Consider the following 26,673-nt stretch of genomic DNA (forward strand, 5'->3'; position numbering starts at 1 on the left):
ACGCCCTGACTGGTTGCGACCCCATGACCCAACCGCCAGCGGTGTTCTAACAGGCGTTACGCCACTGACAAACGATAGCGAGCACTTCTACGGAAGCGAATTGTTGGCGAAAGCGTGCTGTGTCAGAAGAAAAGGCTTGCATTTACACCGTCTAAGTCAGCTCTCGGCAATTATTCTGCAGCGTTGCGAAAATGCAGATTTCGGAATCTCTCAATCGACAAGGATCAGGCTTGCGGCGCCGATCAAGCCGGCGTGTTTTCCGAGCTGCGCCGGCACGACCGGCACATCGCGATAAGCGGGCATCGCTCGCTCCTTAATGGTAGCCTCGATCGGTTGGCGAAGAAGATCGTAACCGTGGGAAATTCCACCGCCCATAACGATCATGTCAGGCGAGTAAAGATGGAGCAGGTTGGTCAAGCCAATGCCCAGCCAGCGGGCTTCCCTGTCGATCAGCGCAAGGGCTGCTTCGTCACCCCCGCGCGCCGCCTCAACGACGTGTCGGCCTGTCACCTCGCCATCATGCGACAGCATGCGAAGCGCCGAACCATCGCCCGGTTTTGTTAGCGCCGTGGCCCGTCGGCCCAGTGCCGTGCCCGACGCCACCGCCTCAAAGCAGCCCACCGCCCCACAAAGGCATCGTTCGCCCTCGCTTGTGATGGTCATATGGCCGATTTCGCCGGCGAGCCCGCGGCGCCCGTGCACGATCCGGCCATCGGAGATCACCCCGCCGCCGATGCCGGTGGACACGGTGACGAACACCAGCGAGGCCGCGCCACGGCCGGCGCCGAAACGCCATTCGCCGAGAGCGGCGGCGTTCGCATCGTTCTCCAACCGTACAGGCAGCTTCAAGCGGTCCTGAAGAAGGCGCGCGAGGGGGACTTCGCGCCAGCCCGAGAGCGTCGGTGGTGCTGTAAGGATGCCCGCAACCGGATCGAGCGGACCAGGCGCCCCGATGCCGATGCCGAGTGGCCTGGCGTCGGGACGTTCTGAGCAGGTCTTCTCGGCAAGCATCGCGATCTGCTCGATGACTGCATCCGGTCCATCCCTGGCGCGCGTCGGCACGGCTGTGAAAGCCAGCAATTTGCCGCCGTCCCCAACCAGTGCGGCGCGCAACTCCGTGCCACCCAGATCGAATGCAAGCGCAATTCTGCTCATTGGGCCTCAGTCTCCAGAGCATGCAGCCAGGCGATACGTCCCGGCAGATCCTTGTCACCGAATGCCAGCGATCCGAGCACGACCGTCTCCGCACCGGCTGCCCGCAACAGTGGAACGGTCTGCTCGCGGATGCCGCCGTCCGCCGCAAGAACGATCTCCTGTTCACGTCCGGCACGCTTCATCAGTGAGCGCGCTTCGCGAAGCCGGTCGCAGGCTTTGTCCGAAAGGCTTTGCCCCTTGACGCCGATCGAAGTCCCAAGCAGCGTGAAGAAAGCAACCTCGGGCAGGAATCGTTCTGCTTGGGTAACCGGAGTTTCCAGCCGCAGAACGACGCCGGCTTCGGCCCCAAGCTCTTTCGCGAGCGCCACTGCACGCAAGCCGGCTACACCGTTTTCGGCATGAACGCTGATGAGATCGGCGCCCGCCTCGATGAACTGGCGTGTCTGCTCCTCGACGATCTCGGCCTCGACCATCAGATGCACATGGATCGGTTTTTCCGTCAGCTTGGCGATGCGGGCGACGAAATCGGGAAAGAACAGGAAGCCGGGCGTGAAGCGCGCATCGGCAACGTCGATATGGTGGAGATCGACATAGGGTTCGATGCGCTGAAGGTCGCGCTCCATATTGGCAAGATCTGCGGACCAGAGCGAAAACTCGCCGAGCAGCCTGTGCCGGGGCAATGCGGCGATGGCGCCGCTCGAGAGAGATTTCGATGTCATGGCTGAGCGACGCTCCGATGTTTGAATTCTGTGTCGAGGAATTGCGCGATGACCGTTCGGACCGCCGCGAAATGCGCTTCGGCATCCGCTGCCTTCGCGGGCACTTCGAGGAAACGCGCATTGGGAAGCGTGTCGGCCACCAATCGCGCGGCGACGAGAGGGTGAATGGCATCCTGCCGGTTACCGAGGACGAGGGCAGGAATAGCAAGGCTTGCCGCGTCTTCTCGCGAAACGCCGGTCCCATCCGAAGCGATGTTATCAAGCACGTCGGCGAAACCAGGCGCATCCGGGCGCGCGAAATAGCCGAGCAGGGAGGCGAGATTATCAGGCGCTTCCACCCGCAGGCGTTCCGCCGTCGCCGATCTGGCAAAAAGCGCCTGGCCTTCGGCTGGCGAATGCGATCGGAGCAACGCCGCGATCTCGCGGATCGGCGCGAGGTTGTCGGGGGCGGGGGCAAAGGACCAGGCCGGGCGGACCAGGATGAGACCTGTGACGCGGTCGGGATGCGTCTTTGCCAGATGCAGCGCGATGGCTGCGCCCATCGAGATGCCGCCGGCGATGAACCGGTCTATTCCCCTTTCATCCCCAGCGGCGATCACGTCGGCTGCAAACATCGCAATCGAGAAGGGGCGCGGCGTGCCGAGCGTCGAACTGCCATGCCCGCGGCATTCGGTCGTGATCCGCCGCCAGTCGAGCTCCTCGGGGAGAATTTGCGCGACCTGCGCCTCATTGCCTCCGAGCCCGTGTTGAAAGAGCAAGGCTTTGCCTGTCCCGCAGTCGCGGACGGAAAGGTCGGCATCGTCTCGCCTGAGGGTGATTTGCGCCTTCATCGGATCAGACCCGAGAGGAACCTGGCGACGGCGGGTGCTTCTTCTGGCGCAAGACCGTGCGTGACGAGCACACCGTTAAAACCGGTCGCGCGCAGGCCGTCGATGAAGGCGGGGAAATCGACGATGCCCTGACCTGCCGTCGCGAAGCGGCCATCGGCGTGGCGATCCTTTGCATGGGCCATCGCCACATGCCCGGCCGAGAGTTCGATTGCCCTCGCGACAATGTCGGACACTTCGGCAGGTGTTGCCTGCTCGAAGAGGTTTGCCGGATCGAGCACGATGCGCAGGCGCTTAGACCCCATCTCTCCGATCAGCCGCACGGCATCGGCGGCAGAGGTGACGATGTTCGCTTGTTCCGGCTCGATGCCGAGTTCGATGTCGTGTTGCTCGGCGAGTTCCAGCGCTTTTTCCATTTCGGCCGCCATATCTGCCCAGGCGGAGGGAAGCGCATTGTCCGGATGATACATCCATTGGTCTTGGGCATGGCGGCTGCCGGTGCAAAGCGTCACCAGCGGAATCTGCAGGGCCGCTGCCGTTTCGATCACGATCCCAAGCTGCTCAAGCCCTCTTTCCCGGACGGATTTGTCCGGATGGGCCATGTTATAGGTGCCTGAAAGTGCTGCAAGCGAAACGCCGGTCTCTTCGGATGCTGCCCGGATCGCGGCGATCGTCTCCGGCGCCACAGCATCCGGCATCGACGGGAGGCCGACGCAGGCGAGATTGAATTGCGTCGTCGCAAATCCACTGTCCCGCACGGCCGAGAGCACTTGTTTGGGATTGGTGCCGGGGAAGGTCTTTGCGAAGATGCCAAGCTGCATCAGACCGACCCCGTGACGGTTGCGAGTTCGACACGTTCGCCGGTTTCGACCGAGCGGGCGATGGCGACCATGGCGCGGATCGAGGCGATGCCGTCTTCAATATCGGCGCCGCGCATCGGCGCGCCGTTCAGCACGGTATCGGCAAGCCCTTCCAGTTGCCGGCGGAAGAAGTGCCCGTCGGCTCCTAGCGGCTTGCGGGTCGTTGCATCCTTTTCGTGGAAGATCTCGACTTCACTTGCCCTGAGATACCAGGGATTGAAGGTCTTCGCGATCACCGAGCCGTTTTCGCCATAGAGCTGGAAGCCCTCATGCCAGTCCATGCGGACTGCGACCGTCAGATCGAGATGACCGAGCGCGCCATTGGCGAATTCGGTTTCCACGAACCAGCAATAGGCGCCGGCGCGTTCGAGAAGGCGGGCTCGCACCGCGACGATCTCACCACACAGGAAGCGGGCGGTATCGACGAGATGCGAGCCATGCGCCAGCATGAAATACTGGCGCAGGTCAGCCTTGGGATTTCCGGCGGGTTTTCTGGCGAACTTGCTGGTGATCGGCAGCGGCTGGACTGCATCGGTGTTGGTGTAGCGGTGGGTGGAGTCGCAGTACCAGGCCTTCAGCGCGAAAATCTCGCCGATATCGTCGCGGACGAAGTCCCGGGCGGCCTCCAGCGCCGGGTCGAAGCGCTTCATGTGGCCGACCTGCAGCACCTTGCCGGAGCGCTTGACGGCGTCGGCAAGCGCCCGGCCTTCCTCGATCGTCACACCGGTCGGCTTCTCGCAGAGCACATGCTTTCCGGCATCGAGCGCCTTGACCGACATCGGCACGTGATAGGCGTCTGACGTGGCGATGATGACGGCTTCAAGCTCGGGATCGGCGAGCATCGCGTCATAATCGGCATACATCTTCTGCGGTTCATATGTCGCGCCCATGCGCGCGAGCAGGTCGGGTGCTGCGTCGCAGATGGCATAGAGGTCGGCATTCCGGGCCTTCACGCAGGATTCGAGATGGGCAAACTGTGCGATCGGGCCGCAGCCGAGCACACCCAAACGCAGCCGCCGGTCTTCCTTACGGATCATGTCTCTTCCTCAGGCGCCGTAGCGGCGCATCGTTTCGCGGTTCGTCTTTACGGCAGCCGCAGGGTCGGCAGCGGCCGTGTCTGATTCCTCTTCCAGGACCAGCCAGCCATTGAAGCGCGGCGCGGCAGCGACGATGTCGATCACGGCAAGCGTATCGCAGACCCCTTTGCCAAGCATGGCCCATTTGCCGTCGGCGTCGACGTCTTTGAGGTGCAGATAGCGGATGCGGTCCTGATAGGTTCGCAGCGTATCCAGAATATCCTCATGGCCGCGCAGGATATGGCCGGTATCCGGCACCCAGCCGACGAGGGTCTTGTCGATCAGCGAGAAGATCCTGTCATAATCGGCACGGTCGAACAGCAGCGTATTGTGGTGCGAACTTGGATGCACGGCGATATCCACGCCCGAAACCTTGCCCAGTTCGCCAGCCCGATTGTAGAACTCCGCGGCGATTTCGAATTTCGCCTCCCGCGGTCCTTCGGAAACCACCGTCGCCGAGCCGATCGAAACGAGGGCGCCGGAAAAGCCCGCCGCAAAATCGATCCAGCGCTGCGTGGCCTTAAGGTCGTTCCCGATTTCTTGCCTGAGGGTGAAGCCGCTTTTCGAGCCGATCGCGAAAGACACGAGCTTCAGGCCATGTTTTTTCAGGCTCGCGGCGAAATCATCGGGGCGATCCGCGTAGCGGCCGATCATCCTGTCGGTAATCTCGATGCCCGTGTAGCCGCCCTCCGCAATGGCTTCCAGCAGATCGTCCGGGCCGCCATTCCAGTTTTTCCCGAGCATTTCCCAGGTGAATGTCTGGCAGCCGACTTTCAGGTCTTTGATACTCATGCCCATTCCTCGATATCGTCCTGCGTAGGCCTTCGTTGATATGCCGCTGGACCGGTATGACCGCGCTCTTGGCATGTTGGTGATGTGGGGGCGTCCCCTCGCGGATTGCTATTTCCGCATGGTTTATAAAAATTTATCGCGCGTCAAGAAATAAAATGTTCTATAGCGATTGTCGCAGCGGCGATGCCCGTCGATGATGGGCGAAACATCTGAAATTGGTGGGGGAGGCCAATTCATGAAAGCATATCCGGGAAGCAGGCTGGGCATCGGCGTTATCGGCTGCGGCAATATCTCGATGACATATCTGCGCAACGCCGCCCTGTTTGCCGGAGTCGAATTGAGAGCCTGTGCCGACATCTCATCCGACATGTCGGCGCTAAGGGCGAAGGAATATGGCATCCGGGCGATGGAGGTCGATGCGCTGTTGGCCGATCCCGAAGTCGATCTTGTCCTCAACCTCACCATCCCGGCCGTGCATTTCGACGTGACGATGTCGGCGCTTTCCGCGGGCAAGCACGTCTTCACCGAAAAGCCGCTCGCGACGTCGGCCGCCGACGGCCGCAAGCTTGTGGCAGAAGCCGGAAGTCGCGGTCTTCTGTTGGGCTCAGCACCCGATACGTTCCTCGGCGCTGCCGGCCGGCGTGCACGAGGCCTGATGGATGCCGGTGCGATCGGCCGCCCGGTCAGCGGCACCGCATTCATGTTCGGACGCGGCATGGAACATTGGCATCCCAATCCGCAATTCTATTATCAGCCCGGTGGCGGCCCGATGTTCGACATGGGGCCGTATTATCTGACGATGCTCGTCAATCTGCTCGGTCCGGTGAAAAGCGTCATGGCGATGGCGACGAAAGGTCAGGAAGAGCGGCTGATCACCGCCGACGGTCCCTTCAAGAATACCACATTCAAGGTCGGCACGCCGACAAACGTGCTCTCGCTTCTCGAGTTTCAATCGGGCGCGACGGTGAATTTCGGTGCGTCGTGGGATGTGTTCCGGCACTCCAATCATCCGATCGAGCTGCACGGCACGGAAGGTTCGTTGCGCCTGCCCGATCCCGACACGTTCGGCGGAACGGTGTCGCTTTCCGAGCGCGGCGCCGAATGGGAGAGTTTCGAAAGCGAGGGCGAGCTTTATGGCGCCCTGAACTGGCCGTACGGCGCTCCCGACCGCGCCAATTATCGTATGCTGGGCGTTGCCGATCTCGTCCGCGCGCTCGAGGAGGGCAGGGCGCCGCGCGCCTCCGGCGACTTGGCGCTTCATGTTCTGGAAATCATGGAAGCAACCCTGGCATCGAGCGAAAGCCGGTTCGCGGTTGCGATCGCCGGCACGGTCGCGCAGCCACCGCTGCTCGGCGAAGATGAAGCCCGCAGCCTGCTTGCTTGAGGTGAAGCGATGAAAGATCGATTGGATCCCGGCGCCGCGCATGTCCTGGCGCTCGACCGCGCCGCCAACCAACCGCCCTTCGAATGCGGGACAGTCAACGAGGCGCGCGCTGCCTATGACGCGGGTTGCCCCACATTGCAGGGCGATCGCGAGCCGGTCGCGGCCATCGAGGACAGAAGGATCGCCGGGACGGGCGGCCCGATCCCGCTCAGGATCTATCGCGGCGTGGGCGCGCCAGACGCGGATGCGCCGGCACTTCTCTACCTTCACGGCGGCGGCTGGGTGGTCGGCACGCTTGAATCCCATGACGAGATCTGCCGGTGGTTTGCGAATATCGGCACCTGCATCGTATTTTGCCCGGACTATCGGCTGGCGCCCGAGCACAAATTTCCGGCGGGCCTGGAAGACTGCTTATCGGCGCTTGTCTATATGGTGGAGCAGGCAAGTGCGCTCGGCATCGATCCAGATCGGATCGCGGTCGCAGGCGATAGCGCCGGCGGCAATCTGGCCGCTGTCCTGTCACTTCTCTCGCGAGATGGCGCCGCGCCGAAACTCTCGGCTCAGCTTTTGCTTTATCCCAACACCGATGCCCGACAGACGGCCGACAGCTATGTCAGGTTTTCGGAAGGATACGGTTTGACGACCTCGACGATGCGCTGGTTCCGAGATCATTATATCAGCGATGCGGCCGATATCGGGAATTGGCGCGTCTCTCCCCTGATCGTTGAGACCCTTGCGGGTTTGCCGCCGGCTTTCGTGGCGATTGCCGGCCAAGATATCCTCGCAGACGAAGGCGAGGCCTATGCCCACCGTCTTGCCGAGGCGGGTGTCCCTATAATCCTTAGGCGTTGGCAGGATCAGATCCACGGCTTCGTTTCCATGGGGCGGCACATTCCGGCGGCGCGGCGGGCGGTGGAAGATGCGGTCGCCGGATGGCGCAGCCTCGTCGATCATGCCGACTGACGCATCACCAATGTCCCGTCGAGGATGATTTTTCTCGCAACGGCCTTCGTGGAATCATGGGATTCATCCAGCATCGAAAGCAGCGTGTCGACACTGCTGCGCGCCATGGCCGTGAAGTCCTGCGCCATCGTCGTCAATGCCGGGCAGGTATAGCGGCTGAGGGGGTGGTCGTCATGGGCGGCGATGCGAAGATCGCTGTCGCTCCTGCGGCCGACGCGAAGGCCGCGCGAATGGGCGGCTGCCATTGCTCCGAAGGCGAGGCGATCGTTCGCGCAGAGGATCGTCCTGCCCGGAAGCGCACGAGCCGTGATCATCGCATCGATCTGCTCATGCCCCATACGTTCGAAATCCCAGCCGTAACCCTCAGCGTTGCCAAACACGACCGGTTCAAATCCGAGCGACTCCATCGTGGCGATATAGCTTGCCAGCCGCTCCCCGGAATTGTGATTGACATGCGGAATGTCGAAAAAAGCAGGCGGCTCGCCCGAGCGGCAGAGGTAGTCGACGATTGTCGCGACGCTTTGGGTGTTGTTGTTGCCAATGAAGGGCGTGTCCCCCTCGATATAGGTATCGAAATAGACGATCGGTATGCTCTCCCGGAGTTTTTCGAAGATGCCGGGCTCGGAAGTGAGGCCTAGAGGCGCAATGATTGCGCCGGCAGCTTTCAAGGACAGAAGCGTGTTCACGGCCTCGGCTTCGAGATCCGGCAAGCCGTGGGACGAGATGACGATTGGCCAGTAGCCTTCACCGCGGACGAGCAATTCCAAGCGGTTGACCATTTCGGCATAAAATGGATCGGTGATGACAGGCACGACAATGCCGACGTTGCGCGTTCTCTTGCGATTGAGATTGCGGGCATAGAGATTGGGACGGTAGTCCGATGCCGACAGTGCGTCCTCGATGCGTTTGCGTGTCGCCGGCTTGACACTGTTCGGGCTATCGAAATACCGCGAAAGCGTTGGACGGGAAACGCCGCAGGACCGGGCGAAATCGTCCATGGTTTTGATCGTTATCTTGTCCATTGGCAATTCTGGTTGCACTGCGCCAAGGCAAGTCTGCGTCTGCTGATGTCGCAATGGCGGTCAGTGTGAGGACTGTCGTACTACGCTTGTAGCCTGACAATGTCGCATGCGCAAAATTTTTAGTTACGGAGAGCACAATCAGCCGCGAAACCGTCGCCGGCTTCAGACATATCGCACTTCGACTCCGAGCTTGTCCAACCGGCTGCGAATCCCGTGCGGCATGCCCGTGTCGGTGATGATCAGATCGACCCGTGACAGCGAAAATGCCTTGGACGAGGCGCCGATATCCCACTTGCTGGAATCCGCCACGAGGATCACGCGCCTTGCCATGCGAACCAGATTGCGTTTGGTACGCGCGATATCTTCCGAGACGTCGACGACATCGAATGAATGATCGATGGCATGGGCGCTGAGGAACGCCTGGTGGGCGACAAGACCGCCCACGGCCTTGTCGGAATCTGACACGATCGTGCTGACGGTGCTCGGAAAGACCCGGCCGCCGATCATATGCACGTCGAGCCCCGGCCGATACATCAGATGCTGCGCGATATTCATGGCGGTTGTCGCCACCACGACATTGTTGACGGGGGGCATTTGCATGGCGACCTGCAGCAACGTCGAGCCGCTGTCGAAGACCACGGACTGGTTGTCGATGATCTGGCGTGCCGCCATCTGCGCGATGCGGCGCTTGGCATCGAAATTGCGGTTCATCCGTTCTTCGAAGGCCGCAGCGGGGGAGCTCGCCGGCAATGCTATCGCGCCGCCATGCGTTTTGATCAGCTGCTTCTTTGCATCCAGAATTTCCAGATCCGATCGGATGGTCACCTCGGAGACGCCGAAGTTTTCCGCCAGCTGGCTGGTGCGCGCCTGACCTGTCCGCTGAAGTTCCAGCATGATCTGGTGTCGCCGTTGTTCCGCAAGCATGTGAGACCTCGAATTGCCTTTCGGCTGCAGTGCGAGCTTTCGAAAATCGAAAATGCATGGCAACCATTATGATCAAGAAATGCGCGAAAATGCATCATTTGCATGTGTCAGGCCCGCGCAGTCGTCATCTTAAATCAAAACGAAAGAAATCGAAATATTGAACATTCGTTTATTTTCGAGTTAGGTTCTCTATGCGAAATCAAACTTGTAAAGGGACAGCATTGATATGGGCCTTGGAACCAAAATTCGCCTGTCACGGCTGTTTTCACATCCGTCGGGGCATTTGTTCGGCGGCGCGGTCGATCACTTCGTTGGCTATGGCAACGTCCGCGAAGGCGGTTTGGCGGATCTGCCGGGCGCGCTGAAGCGGGTGATGGCCGGAGAGCCTGATTATATCAGCATTCAGCCAGGGGCTGCGCGCCACCTATGGCCTGCCTATGCCGGCAAGGCAGCGCTGGTCATTCAAGCCGGCTGCTTTACGCCGGACGACCGTATCCGTCAGTTGATCGCCACCCCCGAGGATGCCGTGCGCTATGGCGCCGATGCCTTGGCCGTCGCCATTCCAGTGCGCGGCAACACGGAAGGCGAATACATCCGCTGGCTCACCGATACCGTCAACGCCGCTGCCCGTTTCGAAATGCCGGTCGTTGCCCATGTCTATCCCCGCGACTATTCGAACGGTGGCAAGATCGTCTTCACCCCCGACGAAATCGCCTATGCCGTGCGGATCGGATTCGAGACCGGCGTCGACGTGATCAAGGTCGGATACACCGGGGACTTTGACTCGTTCAAAGAAACCGTCGCGACTTGCCCGGTTCCCATCGTTATCGCGGGCGGTCCGAAAACGGAAAATCTGCTCGGTGCACTGACGCAGACATCAGATGCCCTGCGTGCGGGAGCAAAGGGCGCCGTTGTGGGGCGGAACCTCTGGGGGCACGGCGACACGACGATGGCGGCGCGTGCCTTCAAGCTGGTCATTCACAGCGGCATGGCGCCGCAAGAGGCGCTCGCTGCCGCGGGCGGTTGACGAGTGACACATAACCTCCAGGTTCTGGGCTTCGGGGCCTTGTCGATCGACGATATCATCTATGTCGATCGACCGCTCAGTGCCGGCAAGGGAAAGGTGACGAGTCGCACCCAGGACCACGGCGGCAATGTCGCGACGGCCCTTGTTGCGGTCGCAAAGCTCGGAGGGCGGGCCGGTTTCATAGGCTGGCTGAGCGATCAGCCTCCCGCCGATATCGGCGCCCGCGAGCTTGAATGGCACGGGGTCGATATATCCTTTGCGCCGCGCCGCGCCGATGCCAGGCCTATACGGTCGGTGATCACCGTCGGACCTGAAGGCGACCGGTTTATCGCCTACGACGATGATGTGCCGCACGGGACTTCCGAGGCATTGGCCGACAGCACCCTTGCGCAAGCCGAGGTGCTGTTGATCGACGGCTATGCCACGCACGCCGAAACGATCGTCGCGCGCGCCCGCAAGCTGGGCCTGGCGGTGGTGGCAGACATCGAATGGACGATCGGGCCTGCGACCGACCGGTTGATGAGCCTGTCCAACCATCTGGTCTTGCCATTGAAATTTGCACAGACCTATGCTCGCGAAACCGATCCCGCGTCGATCTTGCGCACGCTATGGTCTGACGACCGCACTGCAGTCGTTCTGACCGATGGCGAGCGGGGATCTTATGTCAGGCAGGCGGGAGACGCCGTTTTGTGGCATGTTCCGGCCTACGAGGTCAAAGCGGTCGACACGACAGGCGCCGGAGACTGTTTTCACGGCGCCTATGCTTTTGCGCTGACACAGGGAAAGCCGCCTGTCGCCTGCGCCGTCTACGCGACTGCCGCGGCGGCGATCTCGGTGACCGGCCCGGGCGGCCGCATGGCTCTGCCGGATCAAAGCGCCTGCCTCTCGTGGCTGGCGAGGGAAAATGCATCCGTGCCCAGACCGATTGCGCCGCCGGACTGAGAGTTCAACGTCGCGCAGTTGACGGTTTCGGTTCGATCCGGAGCGGCGCCGGGGAGGGGCTGTCTTCAGGATTGGATGGCGATGATACTAGGGAGGAAGTGCCGTGGCTGTTGTTGTACTGGACAAGATTTGCAAGACCTTCGGAACCAAATTCCACGCCATCAAGGATCTCAGCCTGACGATCAATGATGGCGAGTTCCTGATCCTCGTCGGCCCTTCCGGATGCGGAAAATCGACGGCGTTACGCATGATCGCGGGCCTTGAGGAGATCAGCAGCGGGACGCTGAGCATCGGCGGAGAAAATGTCGAGGATCTCGCGCCGAAGGACCGGGACATAGCGATGGTCTTTCAGAACTATGCCCTCTATCCGCATATGACGGTGTTCGAAAACATTGCCTTCTCGATGAAGCTTGCCGGGAAAAGCAAGGAAGAGCGCACGAAGCGGGTCCATGAAATAGCGAAGACCCTTCAGTTGCATACGCTGCTCGACAGCAAACCGGCAGCGCTCTCCGGCGGTCAACGCCAGCGGGTCGCCATGGGACGCGCAATGGTGCGGGAACCGGCGGCCTTTCTCATGGACGAGCCCCTGTCGAACCTCGATGCCAAGCTGCGGGTGCAGATGCGCGCCGAAATCGTCAGCCTGCAAAGACAGCTGGGCGTGACGACGATCTATGTGACGCACGATCAGACCGAAGCCTTGACCATGGGCGACCGGGTTGCGGTCTTGAAAGGCGGCGTCCTTCAGCAGGTCGACACGCCAAAGACATTGTATAGCCGGCCGGTCAATGCCTTCGTCGCCGGTTTCATCGGCTCGCCGTCGATGAACCTGTTCGAAGGCCGTTTGCAGAACGGCAGGATCGAACTGCCGGCCTTTTCCATACCTCTGTCGACGACTACCTTCGAGCACTCTCCCGGTCTGGCGGCGTTCGAAGGCAAGACTGTTATTTTCGGCATTCGCCCGGAAGACCTTTACGACAGCAGCCTGGAATCGGGATCACGCTACGCAACGATCCCGGCTCTTGTAAAAACGATCGAGGAATTGGGTTCCGAGCTGATTGTTCATCTGAAGATCGAAGCGGTGCGCATCGATTCCGGCGACCCCGATGCCGTCGAGGACTTGAGCGGTGCGGCAAACGCGGTGGCGAAGTTCGAAGCCGTCAGCGCGGTCCAGCCGGGGGCAATGATCCACCTGGCAATCGATGCGTCCAAGCTGCACTTCTTCGATCCCCAGACGCATTTGGCACTCTAGCACAATTCGCGATGTCGCGAGGAGCCGGCTGGCGGGCGGTCGCAAGAGCGCATGCTTGCATGGTGCGCTGCGCATCGAGAACGCAAGATCTTACCCCTCTCATAACCCTGTGACCTTGCAGCCATAGCCAGGTTCTCCCGGTACTCGCGCACGCAACAGGACAACGTTAAGGCGCGGCATCGACGATGTGCACCATCCTGCCGATCCCCCGCTTCTCCAAAACCGAGAGCCTTTCATTTGTTTTCCTTTGGGCGGCGCGACTTTCATTTGTTTACGAAAGTAAAGAAAAAATGCGACACGAGCAACGTCACGAAAAGAAAAAAGCACCTCGAAATCCTGGGGTAAAACATATTAAAATCAATATCTTAATCTCATTTTTTCCACTCTTTCGGCCTCCTTCCTTTTCCCAACTGCAGTTCTTCGTTGACAGCCAGACCCCTTAAGGAACCTACTTTGGTCTCGATCGGGAGGATCGAGCAAAATATCGTTCCTAGGGAGGGAAACATGAACGTCAGAAGATATATCGTGGCGGCTCAATCGGCTGTGGCCGCCTGGGCATTGTGCGCCACCTGCGCCTTTGCTCAGACCAATCTCGAATTCATCCAATGGTGGGAGCCGGAAATGCCGGCCGGTGCTCTGCGAAGCATCATGGACGACTTTGAAGCTAAAAATCCCGACATCAAAGTTACGCTCGTCAGCGGTCCCTATTCCGCCACCCATGATCAGATCGTCGTCGGCGCCGCGTCGGGGACACTCAGCGATGTCGTCGGCCTCGACGGAGCATGGGTCAACGGCCTGGCAAAGCAGGGCGCCATCGCCTCGATGGACAGCCTGATGGCTGACGCCAAATATGATAAGAGCCAGATTGCCGACATCATCAAGGTCAACGGGCAAAGCGTGATGTTCCCGCTTGCCTCGTTCGTCTATCCTGTTTTCGTCAACCTCGATCTGGCAAAAGCCGCCGGCGTCGACAAGATGCCGACGAACCGCACGGAATTCGCCGAAGCCGCGAAGAAGATGACCAATGCGGAGAAGAACCAATATGGTTGGGTGCTGCCGCTTTCGCTGCAAAATCCGGGCGGCATCCAGAATGACGTGATGTCCTGGGTCTGGGCATCGGGAGCCTCCATGCTGAAGGATGGCAAGCCCGATCTGGAAAACGCCTCCGTCGTCGGCACGCTTGAATACATCAAGTCGCTGCAGGACGCCGGCGTCATCTCGCCCGGCATTTTTGCCAAGAAGGAACAGGACAAGGTCGAAGAATTCGTCAACGGGCGTGTCGGCATGATGATCGACTCGCTCGCCCACATCAATCTCATCCGCCAGCGCAACCCCAATCTGAAGTTCGGCATCTCCGCCCTTCCGGCCGTCGACGGCTACACCGGCAAGCGCGGGCTGCCCTATGCTTCCTGGGGTATCGGCATCAGCGACAAGAGCGAGCACAAGGCCGAAGCCTGGAAGCTCGTCGAATATCTGATGAGTCCAGAAGTAAACAGCCGCCTCGTGTCGATCGCCAATGCCTTCCCGGGCAATGTCAAGGCCAAGCCCGATTTCTCCAAGTCGGACCCGTTGTTTGAAGAAGCCTTCAAGATCTTCCAGAGCGGGAAGCTGGCCAACGAATTCGTCGGATTGCCGGTGGCCGAAGATCTCATGCGCCAGATGAACGTCGAAGTTCAAAAGATGTTCGACGGTCAGCAAAGCGCAAAGGATGCGGCTGCCAATACCCAAAAGCAATGGTTGGTCGAGTTCAACAAGTAATCCACCGCGTCGACCAATCGTTGGCAGCGCGGTGGAATTTATCGCGCTGCCTCTACATCAGGATGAATTGATAGGTCTGAACACCAGGCGGAAAATCACATCTCATGAGCCTCGCCACAGAAACTCTGATCCGGACGCAAGCAAAAAGGCGCAAGCCTGGCATGCTTTCTTACAAAATAAGAAAGAGGCTGGTGCCGTATCTCTATGTTGCGCCGGCCACATTTCTGTTCTGCCTCCTGATGCTGTTTCCGATGCTGACCGTCCTGCGCTATTCGCTGATGGACGGTGCGATCACGAAGAAGGACGCGTCCTTCATCGGATTGCAGAATTACGTGACGATCTTCAACGATCCGGTTTTCTGGCAATCGGTCGGGCAGACACTCTACTTCACGGTGATGAGCGTCATCTTCCATCTTCTGATCGGCCTGGCCTTCGCCCTTTTGCTCAACAGCCAGCGTGTCGATCCGTTGATCAGAAGCATCCTGCGGGTTCTCTACATTTTGCCGTGGCTCTTCACAGCAGTGATCATCGCCATCATCTGGCGGCTGCTGCTCGATCCCAACGGCGTCGTCAACAGCATTCTGATGTCGCTGCATATCATCGACTTCAAGGTCGAGTGGTTCTCTTCGACGAAAACCGCGCTGCACGCTCTGACCTTTGCCAACATCTGGGCGGGATACCCACTCTACATGGTCAGCCTTCTCGCCGGTCTTCAGGGCATCCCCAAGGATCTCTATGAGGCCGCGGGCATTGACGGCGCTAACGAGTTCCAGAAATTCCGCTACATCACGATCCCACAATTGATGCCGATCATCATCAGCATTGCCTTGCTGGATTTCATCTGGACGATGCAGGTCTTCCCCCTCGTGTGGATGACGACGGGAGGCGGTCCGATCTACGCGACCGAGGTGCTCAGCACCTACACTTACAAGCTTGCTTTTTCGAGCTACGAATTCTCCCGCGCTTCGGCGAGCGCAATCTTCATTCTGATCATTTCGATGGGCGCCACATACTTCTACATCAAACATCAGAAGGCAAGGTGACCGGCAATGGCAAAGGCAAGGCGCTCTCTCAGTCGCACCATCTTACCGACCCTGCTGACATATCTCGGGCTCGCGGTCGGTCTGGTGTTTGCGGGCTTTCCGATCCTGTGGATGTTCTTCACGTCCTTGAAGTCGAACACCGAGATCTTTGCCCTGCCGCCGCGGCTGCTGCCCGACCACTTCACCAACGTCGCCTATCTCTCCATCTTCAACGACCAGGCGAAGGTTCGCTTCTTCCTTAACAGCTATCTCGTCGCGGGAGTGGTAACGGTTCTGACGGTACTGATCGCAATCCTGACGGCCTATGCCTTCAGCCGCTATTCCTTCCGGCTCAAGAAAACGCTGAACGTCTTCATCATCAGCACGCAGACCGTTCCGCCGATCACGCTGTTGATCCCCTATTTCGGGATGGTCGTCGCCTTCGGCATCTTCAACACCTATTTCGCGTTGATTTTGACCTATATGGTCTTTACCCTGCCTTATGCGATCCTTCTGATGACCGGCTACCTCAATACCCTGCCGAAGGAACTCGATGAGGCGGTGCTTGTCGACGGCGGGTCAAGCTGGACGGCGCTGTGGCGCGTGATCATCCCGCTGTCGGTGCCCGGCATTGTCGCGACCGCGGTCTATACGTTCCTGCTGGCATGGAACGAATTCCTCTTTGCTTTGACTTTGACGAAATCGATGGACATGCGAACGGTTCCCATCGGTATCGAATTGCTTATGGGTCAACACGCCTTCGAGTGGAACGAGATGATGGCGATGAGCGTGCTGGGATCGCTGCCACTTTTGGTCCTGTATCTGATTGCTCAACGCTACTTCCTGGCGGGCATGGCAGCCGGATCGGTGAAGAGCTGAGCAGGCCATATAGATTTATAAAACAGTCGCGTTTGAACTGCCGTTGTCGCCGTCGCTCGGAACAGCAGGCCTTTGCTTTGTGATCCGCTGGTCGCTTGCCGGAATTTCGGTTAACGACATCTGCGCGCGAGCAGTCCACGGGACTTGCCGAGATCAATACAGCCGTCAATCATATGGACCAGTCCACTCAGCAGAATGCCGCGATGGTCGAGCAATCCACGGCAGCGGCAGCGACATTGTCGGCTGAGGCGAGCCGACTGCGCGATCTGGTCAATCAGTTCACGCTCGACCGCGATGCCGGTCATGTCGCTGAGCCTAGACGTAACGTCCGCACCATGGCTGCATGATTGACGCCAGGGTCTGTCCTGACGTCACCCGGCAGGAGAACCAAACGCGGCCCGAAACTGCACCACGCCGGCGAAGCCGGTTGCCGCTGAGGAACCGACACATTTCTCGGGCAGCGGACGCCGTCGCTGATCTTGCCGTTTGGGCCGCCAACTCACGTTTGATTAATGTGGCAATTTATTGAGGCCGCTATCCGGAAGGGCCGCATTGGAACCTCGGACAAACAAAGTCCATATTCTTCTGTTTTATCAGTGTCTTATGGCGCAGCAAAATCTACTTGGTGAAATCTCTAACATGACAGACTTTCAGGCTCATGTCGGAAGTTGGCTGAGGATGGAACCTTGCGACGTGCAGATGGTGACAGACGGAGTAAACAAGAACCTCCGCGCGAGAAGCACGAATGACGACGTCTTTATTAGATTTTCACCTGCTTCGCTACATAGCCCGTCCGATCTCGAGAGCGAAGCAAACACATTAAAGAAATTAATCTCGCTAGATGTGCCGTGCTGCGAAATCGTCGAGGTTGACGGCCGGCAGATCCTTGGACCAGTCACGGTCAACGAGATCGAGTTCAACGCATTGGTAATTCGGACGATCGTCGGTTCGCCACTCGCGCCGGTCCCAGCAGACGCGAAGGCCTTCGGCCGCTCGCTCGCCCAAGTACATCGAGCGTCCGTAGATTTACCCATTGTAACCAAACCAGCGACCGGGGAAGATCGGATTCACCCCACACTCCGTCCCATTTTTCGCGAGTTGGCCGAACAGGCCGATAGGCTCCGGGTCGATCCTGAGGTCAACATTGGTATCTGCCATGGTGATGCTTGGCTTGGCAACGCCATCATGCGCGACGGCACAGCAGTTGTTTTTGACTTCGAGTTCACGAAAGTTGGGGCATTGGCCTATGACATTGCGACCTTTATCTGGGCGCTTCGTGCTGAACAGAGCAAAGAGAAGGAGCTCATCTTCAACAGCTTCGTCGAGGGCTATCGCGGGGAGAGCGACAGGGGATTCAGACAGGACGAGTTGAAAAGGAGCCTGCTGCAGAAGGAAATCAATAACATCGAGTTTCTATGTGAGAACGTCACGATGTCTCGAGAAGTAGGGCTTGCCACGGCGCGGCTTGCCCGGGAAACAATTGATTTTGTTCTGGGCAACGAGATTTCACGATTTAGCTGGCGTTGAGCGCAGGATTGCGAACGTAGATATTCGGGAGACTGCATGTTCGGATACCCGATCCGGCCGGATCCGTCCCCGACAGCGTCAATGCTCCGCAGCCGACCCCGCCGGAGCCGCGATCCGCACTTAATACAGCGGGATGCCCCATAGGATCCACTCTACGCCGATCTCTATGCCTACTTTTCGAAGTGCTTGCCGTCGACAGGACATGAACCGTCTGGTTTGGCCGAGAGCGTCGGTCACGCCAGCGGAATTCAAGCCTTACCAAAATGGAGGATCCGGAGCCCCGTCGCTTCGGATATGTTCTGAGCTTCGAGTTGGGAAACTGGCAGGGTGCGATGACTGTAGAGCTCGCGTTGCTTATCACCGTTGCATCGGCCTGGTCGTCGCTCGCGCTTTGGAACCGCTTGCCGTTGCCCGAGATCGGCAGTCCAGCCAGCCCCGTTGTGTTCGGGCCCTTTAGTGCCTGGGCCATCGTGCTCTCTTTGGCAGAAGGCGCTTTCATGCAATCCTCGCGTTTGCGGCCGCGTTCGTCCTTGTCCTCGCCTAATGGAGCGCGAACGGCCGGCAAATGACGTGTAGGTCGGAACATAGAAGCGCCCCCGGGCTTTACTGGGCTTGAGTTGAATTTGCGAGGATGTACTCCAGGTTTGAATTGGACGATATCAACGCGGCTCTCAGATCATGCGTGTCGACCCAGAGCGATCGGCTGGATTGCCGGTGTCGCCATTCTACTTTGCAAGGCTCGAAATGGGAGGACGCCCATGCTTCACGAGGCTGCTCAGAACGAATTTTCCCACAATGTCGTCAGTCTCGACGTCGCGCAGTCAGGCGCCATCTGTTGCCGGCGGGATCGGAAGGGACGGTTGGAGGTCCTCCTCGTGAGCAGCCGCCGTAACGGCCGATGGGGTATCCCGAAAGGGCATATCGAGGGCAGCGAGCCGAGTAGCGCGGCCGCCCTAAGGGAGGCGTTCGAGGAGGCCGGCATCCTCGGCGTTGTCGGCAGTACGCCGTTTGGCAATTTTACCTATCGCAAGGATACCAGCACGAACCAATATAATGTCACGGTCCATCTCCTGAAGGTGTTGAAGGTCGCAAGCAGGTTTCCGGAGAAAGGTATCCGCAAGACGCAGTGGTTTCTGCTGAAGGATGCTCTCCGCGATGCCGCGCAGCCGGGTCTCCGGACACTTTTGTCGCGGCTTGAGACCGTGGACGTATGAAGTTTAGTTTCGGTAAATCGCTCTCAAAGGCTTTCAAAGCCCAGAAAAAAATCAGCAGGCTTGTTGAGAAGGCTTTCAAAGCGCCGCAACGCAAGCCGATCCGTGCAAGGCCAACATCCCCTCCAAAGACGGTTTTGGTCGAGACGGCGGGGTTCGGAAGCAATCCGGGCCGCCTGATCATGAAATCATTCGTACCGGCAACGCGGCTGCCGAAGAACCCCGCACTTGTCGTGTTGCTGCATGGCTGCCGTCAATCTCCTGACAGCCTGGATGTCGCCACCGGCTTTTCCGTGCTCGCGAAAGAGCGACGTTTTGTTCTCCTTTATCCTGAGCAGAGGAGAGCCAACAATGCGCAGGGATGCTTCAACTGGTTCCGGCCGAGCGCCGTCGCTCGAGACCGCGGCGAGGTGCTTTCAGTCAAGCAGATGATCGAGCACGCATGCGAGCGACATCGCATAGACCGATCGAGGATCTTTGTCGCGGGACTGTCCGCCGGTGGCGCGATGACGGGGGCGCTGGTCGCGAGCTATCCTCATCTTTTTGCCGGCGCCGCGATCATCGCGGGCATGCCATTCGGTTCTGCTCGGGATGCAATGTCCGCGATGCGCGCGATGAAGTTGGGAGCGACGCCGCCACCCGGCGGGTGGGGAAAACCCGTCACCGAGCTCACCCCACAAGCCACGTCGTGGCCCGCGCTAACCGTTTGGCAGGGAATGGACGACAGGATTGTTAATCGCACCAACGCACTCGCATGTGTTGCTCAGTGGCTTGAAGTCCGTGGCATTGATGAGAGCCGCGGACGGCTCGAAGAAAAGCCCTGGGGCAGGTTGCAGTCGTGGAAGGTGGCAGGTGAGCTCAAGGTCGCGCTCTATTTGGTCCGCAACATTGGTCACGGCCTGCCGATTAAGAAGCGCACTACTTCCACGCGAAGATCCGAAGACCCTTTCGTGCTTTCGGCGGAAATCTCGGCCCCGGCAGAGCTGATGTGGTTGTGGGGCCTAGCGAAACACCGAGCATAGCCTCGCACACAGCAGGTTTGGCCAAGGGCGACCGCGGTCATGCATTGATCTGAGCATCTCACACAAGGACACTGAGGCGAAGGAGGGGAGCCAGGGGGCCAGAGTGGGTCACCGTCCCTGCGCCTGCCGAGTGGCACAGCGAAATGTTTGGGGTGTGAAAAGGCTTACGGTCCGTCCCTTTGCGAGATAGGATGTCCTCTCGTGAAGGCTTCCGGGCGTTGACGCTCGTGATGGCGGTCCCGGGTACGCTTGAGGGTCGACAAGCAGCCCAGCCTTGTAGCTGTCGAAGAGTGCCTGTTCCTCCAGCCCGCTGAGTGCCTTAAATTGCGGGCGATTTTTTGACCGAATATTGGTGTGACCAGCAATCTATCCAGCGGTTGGTGCGGGACCGCACAGGAACCTTTCCGAATATCTATCGTTATGTCGACAAGGATCGCACAGCCGCCCTTGTGACGGGTCCGTACGTCAACCCTTCTTACCTGTGCGATCCCTCCTTTCCATAAATTGCCCCGTTTCGGCGGGGCTCCTTTTTGATTCACTGCGCCCAAAGCGCGAGGGCCGTCTCGGATGCGGCGGGTTTTGGCAAGGATGTCCGGCACGCTCTACCGCTTCGCAGACGCCCACCTTGCGGATCAGGCGTCGCGCCCGTTCCTCGCCCTCGTTTGATCGCCGGCTTTGACTTTCGCAGTTGGTCCGGTGGCAGCAAGATTTGAATTCGATCGAGAGGTCCGCTCGACGCGCTAATTTTTCTCAGCCGCAGCTCTTGAATCCGAAATCCTCAAAAACCAAATCGATAGCCGCCAGCCGCTGAGATGGGGCTGGCCTTGCTGGAAGCGCCATCTTTAGGCGCTCTGTATCCATGTTGCTCAAGGAGGATATGGCTATGGCAACATCCTACGACTACGCACCGCTGTTCCGATCCAGCGTCGGTTTCGATCGGGTCTTCAATCTTCTCGAAAATGCTCAGCGCGCCCGCTCGATCAGCGACTGGCCGCCCTATGACATTGTCAAGACCGGCGATGACAGCTATCGGATTGTGATCGCGGTGGCAGGCTTCGCAGGGGACGATCTCGACATCACATTCCAGTCCAACCTTCTGACCGTGACCGGCAAGAAGCAGGAGGCGGCCGCCGAAGCCTACCTTTATCGCGGCATCGCCGGTCGGCCGTTCGAACACCGGTTCGAGCTCGCCGACCACGTCAGGGTGAACGGAGCGGATCTAAAGAACGGTCTCCTGTCCGTGGATCTCGTTCGTGAAGTACCGGAGGAAATGAAGCCGCGGAAAATTGCCATCGAGACTGCGCCGACTCTTGGGCCATCGGCTCCTTCCGCGCAGATCGAAGCGCAGAGGGTCGCTTAAGCAGAACCCGTCAAGGAAAGGGCGTCGCTGCGGCGCCCGACAACATCCCGGGTTAGGAAGGAGAGAGTAATGAAACCCGATATGTTCAAAGAGCCTGTTTCTATTCTGGTCGGCCTCGGCTTTCCGGCGGAGGTTCGCAGCGCGATGGACGCCTACCGCTATCTCGTCGAGTGGCCGGCGGCGCGCAGAGATAACACGCACTCAGTTGCGCTTAAAGCGTGTGGAGCCGCGCTGCGCGGTGAAATCGAAGCGGAGATCGCCCGCGGCCTATTTGCCGCCTTTGCTGAGAAGCACGATCTGTTGGCCCCGGAAGCTAACGCCATCGTCGCGTCTCGCCTGCGCCGCGACAGGGAGCCGCACGTACGCTGAGGTCGATGATGGACAACATCTGAGCAGGTTGGCAGCACCGCCATGACGATCGGGCAACAATTCTAGCGCCGCCAGGAATGCTGTTTCGACGGCCAATCGATGTGGAAGGGCGCCCGCACTTTCTGTCGACGGCAAGCGAACGATCCTCGCGGCCTGGGGCCGCAGATGGCATACGAAGCTATGAAGCTAGAACCGAAGGTCGGGGCCATGTTGCCGTGCAACGTGATCGTACGGGCCATCAATGGGGGCGACATCATGGTGAGCGCGATCGATCCAAACGCATCGATGCAGGCAATCGACAACGACATGCTGAAGAGTCTGGTTGGCAAGAATCCGTCGATGCTTGAGGATGTCGTCGCGGAGTTTTGAGAGCGGCCAGAATCCGAATTGCCGTGACAAGGAGGCCCCGCCGAGCTGATCGGTCTGGGCGGACCGACACCGCATTAAATTGCAGTCCCGACCAGCGCCCTAATACCTGCGGTCAGCGCCATCGCAAATGCGCCCCAGAAGGTGACGCGCGCGGTGGCTTTGAGAACGTGCGCACCGCCCGCCTTCGCGCCAATTGCTCCGAGCAGGGCGAGAAACAACAACGATGCGACCGCCACAGCGTAGACCAGCATTGAAGCGGGCGAAAAGACGACCATGAGCAGGGGCATTGCGGCTCCGACCGCGAAGGTGGCAGGTCCGGGTGCCGTGGTTACGATCAGCCATCGGGAAGCCACTAACCTCGAAAACGACCTGTCTTCAGCGGTGTAAGAACCAAATGCTACTTACGCAATTTACCTCGCCGCCCTACGGCTCAACCCTCATTGAATGGCAACCCGGTCGTCCTGGTCGTGGAGGACGGTCCGATGATACGAATGGGTGCCGTCGATCTGATGCTATCAGGTAGGTTACGAAGAACTTCTGCCATCATGCCGGCTTGTGTTGCCGCACGACCCTCCACTCATGCCAGATCAGTACCATGACAATCGCGTCGAAGGCGGTCAGGCCAAGCAGGCCGAACGAATGGGTGTAGGAATAGCGATACAGTTGGTAGACCATGAACGCGCCCAATGCGGCGAGCGAAGCCGGATACGACCAGAGCTTGCCTCTCAAAAGCCCGGTGACCAAGAGCAGCTTTATCAGGCCGTGGCTGAGGAGGTAGAAGGCGTAAAAATGCTCGCTGGCGACGGAAAAATGGTTCGCCATCTGCGACAGATGGCCGGCAACAAAATCGTTCGGGTCTTCGATCAATTCATCCTGTGTGACGGCATTGACCCAAGCGGCGATTGTGTCGGTGCTGACCGCATAAAGCAGCAGGCCGCCTATGCATTCGATCAGGGCATGCGCGCCCTTCAGCCAGACACCAATCTCGAAAATCTGATGGATACGGCGCTCATCAACAGGCTTCACAATGCACCTCGCGACCAACAATGCGACCAGACAATGGATGCAGCCCTCACGCGACCGCATCAATGAAGGCGAGGAGCCACCATTACGCCATGTTCTTAACCGTCAGCAAGGACGAACCCGAGACCATAGCAGCAGCGAATTCTCTCTTGGCGTCACCCGACCTGCCTTGTATAGAATTTTCCGCTTGTGAGCCCTCATCCTGCCGCAAGCATTGTGTGTGCAGACACCAGCTCATTAACAGCGGGAGGTTGCGTTGCGCTGGCTGAGCCGTCGTTCCGTAGAGCAACAACCGGCAACTCCGGTTTCCTCGATGCTTAGCTTCTCTGGCCTCATGGCTGCTTACTGGCTGTCGAAGAAATGGCTGGAGGCATGGGGGCTGACATCGGTGATCATTATACTTACAGCCTTGTCGGCCATGGCCAGTGTCTGGTTTGCAGAAGTATCGGGCCAGCTTGTCAGCGCGATCGCCCTTCTTCACCGTCCTGAACATCCTGCGACTCTAAGAACAATCCTTGGGAGTGCCGCAATACTTGCCGCGATCGTGCTCCTTCGGGATGTAGGCTTCATCTCCGTCCGTCATTATTTCTCAACCACGTTGCACCGCAAATGGCGCTCTTGGCTTGACCAGCGGTTCAACGATGCACTGCTCGACAGCAACCATACGCACTATCACCTCCAACATGGCGCAACCCATGCCATACCGCCCAAGATTTCGGTCCCCGACAATATTGATCAGCGTGTCCAGGAATCGGTCAAGGGCATGGCCGGCGGTGCCATCGGAGTCGCTATGGGTATTACCGGGGTGCTGCTGTCGCTTGCCTTTGTTGGCAGAAAGATCATCGAAACATCTGCCCCGATTAACGGGCTGCCGTTCTTCGGCGAATATGGTAGCGCCTTCCTGACGCTTGTTGCCGTCGTTGCCTACGTCCCGATTGCAACCTTCGTCGCCACGAAGCTGGGGGCGGTGTTACAAGTCCTGGACAATACAATGCAAAGGGCCGAGGGCAGTTACCGCGGGGAACTGAACACCCTTCTCCACAACAGCTTCTATATCGCCGCCGCCTCGGGCGAGATTGCGCAGAAAGGTATTCACAAACGTCGCTATCTCGACATCGATCGCACCTGGGCTCGGCTGAACAAGCTAGTTTCCGGATATATGGCATTCGAGCTCTTCTACAATTTCCTGGGCTCTCGGATTGTCGCCTACGCGCCGGGTCTGTTGCCCTATGTCGACAATAAGATCAGCCTGCAAACCTACGTTACGGGAGCCGAACTGGCGAATGCGCTGATAATCGCTTGTTCCTGGTTCATCCACGTTATGCCGGACATATCGACGCTCAAGGCGAATCTAGGTCGCCTAACCGAACTTGCGAGGGCGATCGAGGATGTGCAGCGGCCGCGCAAGTTCTATGCGCGAACCGGCGTTTCCGAACTGCGCTATAGCACGCAGGACTCAAAACTTGGCCTGACCCTCGATGGTCTGGAACTGATGCATGAGGGCGATGATGTGCCTTTTATCAGGACCGGTGAGCACCATTTCATGCCGGGTGAATGGACTTTGCTCGTCGGAGAGTCGGGCAGCGGCAAGTCATCGCTGTTCAAGGCCATAAATCGTCTCTGGCCGCATGGTCGCGGCGCGGCAATTCTGCCTGAGAGTGTGCGAAGCTTGTACGCCGCTCAGGATGTCAACCTCCCCCCGATATCCCTCAAAGAATTGATTTGCATGCCGGATCTCGTTGAAGCCCATTCGGATGTCGACGTCGCCGTCGCATTGACCAAGGCCGGCCTTGCCGAGTTTGCTGGCGACCTCGCCGAGGACGGGCGCAAGGGGCATAGCTGGGACCAGCTTCTGTCCGGGGGGCAGAAGCAGAAAATCATACTCGCGCGGATACTCCTGCTCCAGCCGGGGTTGCTGTTTCTGGATGAGTCGACGAGCGCCCTCGACCCCGACGCCACGGTTGCCTTCCACCAAGCGATCAAGGATGCCTGTCCGAGCACGACGGTGATCAGCATCATGCACGATGCCATACCTCCTAGATCCTCCATCGGGAAGGGCTTCTACGACAGCGTGTTGATCATCGCAAACGGTACCACCAGAAAGGAGCCATTGGAAGAAACGAAAGGCGGCCCCGTGGGTCCGGCGCGGGTAAAACCGGCGGCCCAGGCAGAACAGCGCGAAGACGTGTGGCAGTGGTCCAGCGGCCAGGAATAGCTCGACTCTTCATCGGGGACCCCACCGCATTGGATCTCACAGAGAGACACTTTCACCGAAACGAATTTGAGATTTCCACGTCCATCGCGCTAAGCGGGCGTCGACTAAAATCATTTCACAATCCACTCACAAGATTTTTATAAATTAGATTACACTCATTCCGTATCGGCTATTTTTTTCCCGGCATCTTCACCTATCTCGCACTTGCGAAATGATCGCGCATTCCAACCCGCCGGGCATGGGTACGCCCCCTGCCTGCCGTCCGGCCCATCACAAGGACTCGACAATGGGTGATTTGCTTAAAGGGATCTCCAGCTTTCGCGGTGCCGTCTTTCCAGACCATCAGGCGCTTTATCGCAAGCTGGCGGAGGAGGGACAACAGCCGCAAGCGCTGATGATTTCCTGCGCCGACAGCAGGGTGATGCCCGAAACGATCACGCAGTCCGGCCCCGGCGAACTCTTCGTCTGCCGGAATGCCGGAAATATCGTTCCTCCCTTTTCCACAGCAAATGGCGGTGTATCATCGGCGATAGAATATGCGGTCGTAGCACTCGGCGTTCGTGATATCATCGTGTGCGGGCATTCCGATTGCGGTGCGATGAAAGGGCTTTGCCATCCCGATCTTCTGAAGCCGATGCCGAATGTCGCTGCCTGGCTGAAGCATAGTCATGCTGCCCATTCGATTGTTTGCGAAGCCTATCCCGTCGACCTGTCCGAGCGTCAAAGGGTTCGCGCCATCGCGATGGAAAACGTCGTCGTCCAGCTCGATCACTTGCGCACGCATCCTTCCGTCGCCGCCAAGCTGGCGACCAACGACATTACCCTGCACGGCTGGTTCTTCGATATCGAGACGGGGGAGGTGCTCGTCTATGACGGTGCAGCTGCTCGCTTCACGGAGATCCTTGAGGACGGGCCCTTGCCTGTCGCGGTTAAGGGTCGTGGTCGTCCGCATGTGATTCCGCAAGCCGCGGAGTAGGC

24 protein-coding genes and 3 pseudogenes are annotated in these 26,673 nt (G+C 59.1%); 17 read left to right on the plus strand and 10 right to left on the minus strand.

Annotated elements, in window-relative coordinates; translation table 11 throughout:
- Positions 1-210: 210 nt before the first annotated feature.
- From EFB14_RS23685 to EFB14_RS23710, 6 genes are read right to left on the minus strand one after another with little or no spacing between them, the layout of a single operon-like run.
- Entirely contained in the window at positions 211-1,155 is a 945-nt protein-coding gene (locus EFB14_RS23685; RefSeq protein WP_126829105.1) for an ROK family protein, read from the minus strand.
- On the minus strand, positions 1,152-1,874 hold the full coding sequence (locus EFB14_RS23690; protein ID WP_126829106.1) for a ribulose-phosphate 3-epimerase: 723 nt from the start codon (positions 1,872-1,874) through the stop codon (positions 1,152-1,154). The genes EFB14_RS23685 and EFB14_RS23690 overlap by 4 nt, the downstream gene beginning before the upstream one ends.
- Positions 1,871-2,704: an alpha/beta fold hydrolase gene (locus EFB14_RS23695; protein ID WP_126829107.1), complete on the minus strand. Its 834-nt coding sequence runs from the start codon at positions 2,702-2,704 to the stop codon at positions 1,871-1,873. The genes EFB14_RS23690 and EFB14_RS23695 overlap by 4 nt, the downstream gene beginning before the upstream one ends.
- Positions 2,701-3,522 carry a sugar phosphate isomerase/epimerase family protein gene (locus EFB14_RS23700; RefSeq protein ID WP_126829108.1) on the minus strand — a complete coding sequence of 274 codons (822 nt, stop codon included), beginning with the start codon at positions 3,520-3,522 and terminating at the stop codon, positions 2,701-2,703. The genes EFB14_RS23695 and EFB14_RS23700 overlap by 4 nt, the downstream gene beginning before the upstream one ends.
- The gene (locus EFB14_RS23705) at positions 3,522-4,598 is read right to left on the minus strand and encodes a Gfo/Idh/MocA family protein (protein ID WP_126829109.1); all 1,077 of its coding nucleotides are present in this window, start codon (positions 4,596-4,598) and stop codon (positions 3,522-3,524) included. The genes EFB14_RS23700 and EFB14_RS23705 overlap by 1 nt, the downstream gene beginning before the upstream one ends.
- Before the next feature lie 9 nt (positions 4,599-4,607).
- On the minus strand, positions 4,608-5,429 hold the full coding sequence (locus tag EFB14_RS23710) for a sugar phosphate isomerase/epimerase family protein (RefSeq protein WP_126829110.1): 822 nt from the start codon (positions 5,427-5,429) through the stop codon (positions 4,608-4,610).
- 235 nt (positions 5,430-5,664) lie between these two features.
- Between EFB14_RS23710 and EFB14_RS23715 the strand changes: the two genes are divergently transcribed.
- A complete protein-coding gene (locus EFB14_RS23715; protein WP_126829111.1) occupies positions 5,665-6,813 on the plus strand; it encodes a Gfo/Idh/MocA family protein in 1,149 nt (382 codons plus the stop codon).
- A 9-nt stretch (positions 6,814-6,822) separates the two neighbouring features.
- Positions 6,823-7,776 carry an alpha/beta hydrolase gene (locus tag EFB14_RS23720; RefSeq protein ID WP_126829112.1) on the plus strand — a complete coding sequence of 318 codons (954 nt, stop codon included), beginning with the start codon at positions 6,823-6,825 and terminating at the stop codon, positions 7,774-7,776.
- Here the strand turns inward: EFB14_RS23720 and EFB14_RS23725 are convergent.
- Together EFB14_RS23725 and EFB14_RS23730 are read right to left on the minus strand one after the other, a co-directional pair.
- Complete coding sequence (locus EFB14_RS23725) at positions 7,764-8,798, minus strand: LacI family DNA-binding transcriptional regulator (protein ID WP_126829113.1); 1,035 nt, start codon at positions 8,796-8,798, stop codon at positions 7,764-7,766. The genes EFB14_RS23720 and EFB14_RS23725 overlap by 13 nt on opposite strands.
- Before the next feature lie 162 nt (positions 8,799-8,960).
- A complete protein-coding gene (locus tag EFB14_RS23730) occupies positions 8,961-9,722 on the minus strand; it encodes a DeoR/GlpR family DNA-binding transcription regulator (protein WP_040116482.1) in 762 nt (253 codons plus the stop codon).
- A 226-nt stretch (positions 9,723-9,948) separates the two neighbouring features.
- Between EFB14_RS23730 and EFB14_RS23735 the strand changes: the two genes are divergently transcribed.
- From EFB14_RS23735 to EFB14_RS23805, 13 genes and pseudogenes are all read left to right on the plus strand, one after another.
- Complete coding sequence (locus EFB14_RS23735) at positions 9,949-10,749, plus strand: beta/alpha barrel domain-containing protein (RefSeq protein ID WP_126829114.1); 801 nt, start codon at positions 9,949-9,951, stop codon at positions 10,747-10,749.
- A gap of 3 nt (positions 10,750-10,752) precedes the next feature.
- Complete coding sequence (locus EFB14_RS23740) at positions 10,753-11,691, plus strand: PfkB family carbohydrate kinase (protein ID WP_126829115.1); 939 nt, start codon at positions 10,753-10,755, stop codon at positions 11,689-11,691.
- A gap of 103 nt (positions 11,692-11,794) precedes the next feature.
- Positions 11,795-12,940, plus strand: coding sequence for an ABC transporter ATP-binding protein (locus tag EFB14_RS23745; RefSeq protein WP_126829116.1), 1,146 nt, complete (start codon positions 11,795-11,797; stop codon positions 12,938-12,940).
- Positions 12,941-13,444: 504 nt separating this feature from the next.
- The gene (locus tag EFB14_RS23755) at positions 13,445-14,698 is read left to right on the plus strand and encodes an ABC transporter substrate-binding protein (RefSeq protein WP_126829118.1); all 1,254 of its coding nucleotides are present in this window, start codon (positions 13,445-13,447) and stop codon (positions 14,696-14,698) included.
- A gap of 161 nt (positions 14,699-14,859) precedes the next feature.
- Positions 14,860-15,741, plus strand: coding sequence for a carbohydrate ABC transporter permease (locus EFB14_RS23760; protein WP_164737573.1), 882 nt, complete (start codon positions 14,860-14,862; stop codon positions 15,739-15,741).
- A gap of 6 nt (positions 15,742-15,747) precedes the next feature.
- A complete protein-coding gene (locus tag EFB14_RS23765) occupies positions 15,748-16,599 on the plus strand; it encodes a carbohydrate ABC transporter permease (protein WP_126829120.1) in 852 nt (283 codons plus the stop codon).
- Between the two features lie 110 nt (positions 16,600-16,709).
- Positions 16,710-16,946: pseudogene (locus tag EFB14_RS23770) on the plus strand (methyl-accepting chemotaxis protein); the annotation flags it as partial.
- 292 nt (positions 16,947-17,238) lie between these two features.
- Entirely contained in the window at positions 17,239-18,126 is an 888-nt protein-coding gene (locus tag EFB14_RS23775; protein WP_164737574.1) for a phosphotransferase enzyme family protein, read from the plus strand.
- Positions 18,127-18,884: 758 nt separating this feature from the next.
- Positions 18,885-19,340 (plus strand): NUDIX hydrolase, encoded by a 456-nt coding sequence (locus EFB14_RS23785; RefSeq protein WP_126829122.1) that lies wholly within the window; start codon positions 18,885-18,887, stop codon positions 19,338-19,340.
- Entirely contained in the window at positions 19,337-20,359 is a 1,023-nt protein-coding gene (locus tag EFB14_RS23790; protein ID WP_126829123.1) for an extracellular catalytic domain type 1 short-chain-length polyhydroxyalkanoate depolymerase, read from the plus strand. Before EFB14_RS23785 ends, EFB14_RS23790 begins: the two co-directional genes overlap by 4 nt.
- A gap of 883 nt (positions 20,360-21,242) precedes the next feature.
- Positions 21,243-21,719: an Hsp20 family protein gene (locus tag EFB14_RS23795; RefSeq protein ID WP_126829124.1), complete on the plus strand. Its 477-nt coding sequence runs from the start codon at positions 21,243-21,245 to the stop codon at positions 21,717-21,719.
- Between the two features lie 69 nt (positions 21,720-21,788).
- Positions 21,789-22,088: a DUF982 domain-containing protein gene (locus tag EFB14_RS23800; protein ID WP_126829125.1), complete on the plus strand. Its 300-nt coding sequence runs from the start codon at positions 21,789-21,791 to the stop codon at positions 22,086-22,088.
- Positions 22,089-22,247: 159 nt separating this feature from the next.
- Positions 22,248-22,457: pseudogene (locus EFB14_RS23805) on the plus strand (DUF302 domain-containing protein); the annotation flags it as partial.
- A 74-nt stretch (positions 22,458-22,531) separates the two neighbouring features.
- On the opposite strand, the pseudogene EFB14_RS23810 reads toward EFB14_RS23805, so the two are convergent.
- A pseudogene (locus EFB14_RS23810) lies at positions 22,532-22,765 on the minus strand (VIT1/CCC1 transporter family protein); the annotation flags it as partial.
- A 235-nt stretch (positions 22,766-23,000) separates the two neighbouring features.
- The gene (locus tag EFB14_RS23815; protein WP_125846531.1) at positions 23,001-23,483 is read right to left on the minus strand and encodes a DUF2127 domain-containing protein; all 483 of its coding nucleotides are present in this window, start codon (positions 23,481-23,483) and stop codon (positions 23,001-23,003) included.
- A 253-nt stretch (positions 23,484-23,736) separates the two neighbouring features.
- Here EFB14_RS23815 and EFB14_RS23820 point away from each other — a divergent pair, with 253 nt between their 5' ends.
- Complete coding sequence (locus tag EFB14_RS23820) at positions 23,737-25,695, plus strand: ABC transporter ATP-binding protein/permease (protein WP_245438295.1); 1,959 nt, start codon at positions 23,737-23,739, stop codon at positions 25,693-25,695.
- 286 nt (positions 25,696-25,981) lie between these two features.
- Positions 25,982-26,671, plus strand: a complete 690-nt coding sequence (locus tag EFB14_RS23825) for a carbonic anhydrase (protein WP_125846530.1) — start codon at positions 25,982-25,984, stop codon at positions 26,669-26,671.
- Positions 26,672-26,673 lie beyond the last annotated feature (2 nt).

It is taken from the genome of Rhizobium fabae (genome assembly GCF_003985135.1).
GTDB classification, from domain to species: Bacteria; Pseudomonadota; Alphaproteobacteria; order Rhizobiales; family Rhizobiaceae; genus Rhizobium; species Rhizobium pisi.

Bases quoted from the DNA above. Each gene is read 5' to 3' on its own strand.
- EFB14_RS23690 (WP_126829106.1), bottom strand. From the start codon at position 1,874: ATGACATCGAAATCTCTCTCGAGCGGCGCCATCGCCGCATTGCCCCGG.
- EFB14_RS23710 (WP_126829110.1), bottom strand. From the start codon at position 5,429: ATGAGTATCAAAGACCTGAAAGTCGGCTGCCAGACATTCACCTGGGAA.
- EFB14_RS23695 (WP_126829107.1), bottom strand. From the start codon at position 2,704: ATGAAGGCGCAAATCACCCTCAGGCGAGACGATGCCGACCTTTCCGTC.
- EFB14_RS23755 (WP_126829118.1), top strand. From the start codon at position 13,445: ATGAACGTCAGAAGATATATCGTGGCGGCTCAATCGGCTGTGGCCGCC.
- EFB14_RS23760 (WP_164737573.1), top strand. From the start codon at position 14,860: ATGCTTTCTTACAAAATAAGAAAGAGGCTGGTGCCGTATCTCTATGTT.
- EFB14_RS23765 (WP_126829120.1), top strand. From the start codon at position 15,748: ATGGCAAAGGCAAGGCGCTCTCTCAGTCGCACCATCTTACCGACCCTG.
- EFB14_RS23715 (WP_126829111.1), top strand. From the start codon at position 5,665: ATGAAAGCATATCCGGGAAGCAGGCTGGGCATCGGCGTTATCGGCTGC.
- EFB14_RS23735 (WP_126829114.1), top strand. From the start codon at position 9,949: ATGGGCCTTGGAACCAAAATTCGCCTGTCACGGCTGTTTTCACATCCG.
- EFB14_RS23800 (WP_126829125.1), top strand. From the start codon at position 21,789: ATGAAACCCGATATGTTCAAAGAGCCTGTTTCTATTCTGGTCGGCCTC.
- EFB14_RS23725 (WP_126829113.1), bottom strand. From the start codon at position 8,798: ATGGACAAGATAACGATCAAAACCATGGACGATTTCGCCCGGTCCTGC.
- EFB14_RS23700 (WP_126829108.1), bottom strand. From the start codon at position 3,522: ATGCAGCTTGGCATCTTCGCAAAGACCTTCCCCGGCACCAATCCCAAA.
- EFB14_RS23825 (WP_125846530.1), top strand. From the start codon at position 25,982: ATGGGTGATTTGCTTAAAGGGATCTCCAGCTTTCGCGGTGCCGTCTTT.
- EFB14_RS23775 (WP_164737574.1), top strand. From the start codon at position 17,239: ATGACAGACTTTCAGGCTCATGTCGGAAGTTGGCTGAGGATGGAACCT.
- EFB14_RS23795 (WP_126829124.1), top strand. From the start codon at position 21,243: ATGGCAACATCCTACGACTACGCACCGCTGTTCCGATCCAGCGTCGGT.
- EFB14_RS23705 (WP_126829109.1), bottom strand. From the start codon at position 4,598: ATGATCCGTAAGGAAGACCGGCGGCTGCGTTTGGGTGTGCTCGGCTGC.
- EFB14_RS23720 (WP_126829112.1), top strand. From the start codon at position 6,823: ATGAAAGATCGATTGGATCCCGGCGCCGCGCATGTCCTGGCGCTCGAC.
- EFB14_RS23790 (WP_126829123.1), top strand. From the start codon at position 19,337: ATGAAGTTTAGTTTCGGTAAATCGCTCTCAAAGGCTTTCAAAGCCCAG.
- EFB14_RS23785 (WP_126829122.1), top strand. From the start codon at position 18,885: ATGCTTCACGAGGCTGCTCAGAACGAATTTTCCCACAATGTCGTCAGT.
- EFB14_RS23730 (WP_040116482.1), bottom strand. From the start codon at position 9,722: ATGCTTGCGGAACAACGGCGACACCAGATCATGCTGGAACTTCAGCGG.
- EFB14_RS23685 (WP_126829105.1), bottom strand. From the start codon at position 1,155: ATGAGCAGAATTGCGCTTGCATTCGATCTGGGTGGCACGGAGTTGCGC.